The sequence below is a fragment of the Protofrankia sp. CiT1 genome (assembly GCF_917627335.1).
Lineage (GTDB): Bacteria > Actinomycetota > Actinomycetes > Frankiales > Frankiaceae > Protofrankia.
In genome coordinates, this window is the sequence record NZ_CAKJTP010000071.1 from 10,431 (window position 1) to 12,952 (window position 2,522).

General features: G+C 69.5%; 1 protein-coding gene. It reads right to left on the minus strand.

Features of this window, described 5'->3' with window-relative positions:
* Positions 1-21: 21 nt before the first annotated feature.
* Positions 22-2,265 (minus strand): glycogen debranching protein GlgX, encoded by a 2,244-nt coding sequence (gene glgX / locus MJ785_RS13095; protein WP_239381134.1) that lies wholly within the window; start codon positions 2,263-2,265, stop codon positions 22-24.
* Between the last annotated feature and the right edge of the window lie 257 nt (positions 2,266-2,522).

Genomic DNA, 2,522 nt, shown 5'->3' on the forward strand with positions numbered 1-2,522 from the left:
ATTGTGTGAAAATCGGTGTTTTTAGCGCGTTTGGTGTTGGTCGGTGACGCGGAGCAGCACGACGGTGCGGCCGGTGACCTGCACTTCCTGGCCGGCATGCATGACCCGGCGCTGGCCGTCGAGCGTGCCGGGGAACCCGGCGAGGTCCTCGGCTGAGGTGTCCAGCAGCAGTTCGTAGGTGCGGGCCCATGGCTCACCCGGCAGCACGACAGTCACCTCGCCCGGGTCCGGACGCAGGATGAGCAGGAAACTGTCGCCGGTAACCGGAGCACCGTCCGAGGTGCGCCAGGGCAGCGCTCGCCCGGACAGGTGGGCCACGACCGTGTGGACGAGCGGTGAGTTCCAGTCCGTATCCAGCATGATTGCCCCGTCGGCCCGAAACCAGGTGATGTCCGCGAGCGCTCCGACGCTGGACGGGCCGCCGTGGAAGAACGCCTGCCGGCGCAGGGTCCGCGATGTCCGCCGCAGGGCCACCAGGCCGCTGACGAGCGGCAGCAGCATCGGGTCGTCCCCAGCGGGGTCGGCTGCGGGAGCCGGGCCGCGCGCGGGCGATTCATCCGCTGGCGCGCCGTGCGGCCAGCGCATCCAGGAGATCGCGTTGTCCTGGCAGTAGGCGTTGTTGTTGCCGCCCTGCGAGCGGCCGAATTCGTCGCCGGCGAGCAGCATGGGCACGCCCGCCGACAGCAACAGCGTCGCGAGCAGCGCGCGGCGGGTGCGGCGCCGGTGGGACAACACGTCCGGACAGTCGGTCGGGCCCTCCACACCGCAGTTCGTCGAGTTGTTGTGAGCGTCGCCGTCGTGGTTCCCCTCGCCATTGGCCTCGTTGTGTTTGTCGGCGTAGGAGACGAGGTCGGCGAGGGTGAAGCCGTCATGCGCGGTCACGAAGTTCACCGAGGCCCACGGCCGCCGGCCCGAATGCTGGTACAGGTCGCTCGACCCGGTGATCCGGTAGCCGAGGTCGGCCACGCCGGAGGCATGCTGGGTCCAGACCGCGCGGACGGTGTCACGGTAGCGGCCGTTCCATTCCGCCCAGGGCGCGGGAAACGCGCCGACCTGGTAGCCGCCCCAGCCGACGTCCCATGGCTCGGCAATGATCTTTACGGTTGCCAGTACCGGGTCGGCGTGGATGGCGGTCAGCAGCGGCGCGGCCGGGTCGAAGCTGTCGGGGTTGCGGGCGAGCGCGGTCGCCAGGTCGAATCGGTACCCGTCCACGCCCATCTCGGTGATCCAGTAGCGCAACGAGTCCATGATCAATTTGATCACGTGCGGGGATGAGGTGTTCAGGGTGTTGCCGCACCCGGTCACATCCCGGTACCGGCGTGGGTCGCTCGGTTCCACCCGGTAGTAGGTGGCGTTGTCCAGCCCGCGCAGCGACAGCGTCGGCCCGCGTTCGCTGCCTTCGGCGGTGTGGTTGAAGACCACGTCGAGAATGACCTCGATACCGGCCGCGTGCAGCTCGCGGACCATGGAACGGAACTCGGCCACCGGGTTGTCCGTGGCGGCGTAGCCGGGATGCGGGGCGAAGAAGCCCACGGTGTTGTAGCCCCAGTAGTTGGTCAGGCCACGTCGGGTCAGCGTCGGTTCGGAGAGGTTCGCGTGCACCGGGAGCAGCTCGACCGCGGTGACACCAAGGGTGCGCAGGTGGTCGATGACCGCCGGGTGCGCCAGCCCCGCGTAGGTGCCGCGATGGCCGGCTGGGACATCCGGGTGGCGCTGGGTGAACCCCTTCACGTGCAGCTCGTAGAGGATTGTGTCGAGCCAGGGCGTGCCCGGCCGGTTGGCGGCGGGGTCCGCGCCGGCCGGCCGGTCGTCGACGACCACGCAGCGCGGGACGAAGGGCGCGGAGTCCCGCCCGTCCGAACTCACCGAGTACGGGTCGGTCTCGTCGAAGCCGGAGATCGCCGCGTGCGGGACAAGACCACCGGTCAGTAGCCGGGCGTAGGGATCGACGAGAAGCTTCGCCGGGTTGTAGCGCAGGCCGCGGTCAGGGGCGTACGGGCCGTGTGCCCGCAGGCCGTAGCGCTGGCCCGGCCCTACCCCCGGCAGGTAACCGTGCCAGACCCCCCCGTCGCGTTCGGGCAGTTGATAGCGGTGCTCATTGTCCTGGGCGTCGAACAGGCAGATCTCAACCGCGTCCGCGTTGGGGGCGGCTACCGCGACGTTCACACCGGATCCGTCCCAGCGCACGCCGAGCGGTTCGGGCGATCCGGGCCGGGCGCGGTCGGGAAAATCGACGATGCCGCAGGTCGGGGACGGTGTCGTCACGTTCGCCACGGTAGCTGTCGAATGATTCAGGCGCTCGTGGGAAGAGAGCGCATGGGCTGCTGGCCACACGGCGGGATCGCCGTCAGCGGGCAATCTGGATAATCCTTCCAATCATCACGTATCCGTGACGATTGGACGGCCAGGGGTCGCGGCGTGTTTCGGGAGCCGCCATTCGATCAGAGAGCCGCCTCCAGGTGGCTGCTGGCACGGCCGCGGGCCACATCGATACCGGGGCCTGCGCCGCCTCGCGCCGCCTC